The 905-nt window shown below is 68.6% G+C and carries 1 protein-coding gene; it reads right to left on the bottom strand.

Annotated elements, in window-relative coordinates:
* Positions 1-19: 19 nt before the first annotated feature.
* Positions 20-879, bottom strand: a protein-coding gene (locus tag IO36_RS45365) for an IS5 family transposase (protein ID WP_387716069.1) whose coding sequence is annotated in 2 segments (ribosomal slippage) — positions 20-531 and positions 531-879 — 861 coding nt in all. Because the reading frame shifts where the segments join, the coding sequence is not laid out codon by codon here.
* Positions 880-905: the final 26 nt, after the last annotated feature.

Genomic DNA, 905 nt, shown 5'->3' with positions numbered 1-905 from the left:
CTAGGCGGTTTCGTTTGGATCATCGTGCGGACCAGAGGAAGATGCCGGCGACGTGGAGTCCGGCCAGGTAGATGGTCGCTGTCTTCTCGTAGCGGGTGGCGATGCCTCGCCATTGCTTGAGGCGGTTGATGCACCGCTCGACAGTGTTGCGCTGCTTGTAGGCCTCTCGGTCGAAGGCCGGTGGTCTGCCGCCCCGGCTGCCGCGCCGCAGTCGGTGGCCGCGTTGGTCTGCGGGGACGGGGATCACGGCACGGATGCCGCGCCGACGCAGGTGTTCGCGGATCGCGCGGGAGGAATACGCCTTGTCGGCCAGGACCAGGTCCGGTCTGGTGCGTGGCCGACCACGTCGTCGGGGGACACGCAGGCGGGCCATGACATCGGTGAAGGCCGGTGCATCGCCTGCCTGTCCGGCGGTGAGGACGAACGCCAGGGGCCGGCAGCGGGCGTCGGCAGCAAGGTGGATCTTGGTGGTCAGTCCACCGCGGGACCGTCCGATGGCGTGGTCGTCGGGTTCGTCGGCCGGGGCCCCTTTTTGCGGGCCCCGGCCGCATGCTGGTGAGCCCTCACGATCGTGGAGTCCACCGAGACCGCCCAGTCGAGGTCTTCGTCGGCGTCGGCCTGGGCCATCAGCGTGGTGAACACTCGCTCCCAGGTGCCGTCGACGGCCCACATCCGCAGCCGGTTGTAGACGCCCCGCCAGTTGCCGTACCTCTCCGGCAGGTGCACCCACTGGGTTCCGGTCTGGAACTTGAAGGCGATCGCGTCGATCACCTCCCGGTGATCCCGCCAGCGGCCACCCCGCACCGGCGTCCGGTCCGGGAGCAACGGCTCGATCCGCGCCCACTGCGCGTCAGTTAACGGCACACCCGGACCAACGATCCGATGATCTAAACGAAACGGCCTAG

This window comes from Streptomyces aureus, from assembly GCF_000725495.1.
GTDB lineage: Bacteria > Actinomycetota > Actinomycetes > Streptomycetales > Streptomycetaceae > Streptomyces > Streptomyces aureus_B.
Note: the sequence above shows the minus strand (reverse complement) of the source record. Positions and strands in the feature narration are given on the sequence as shown.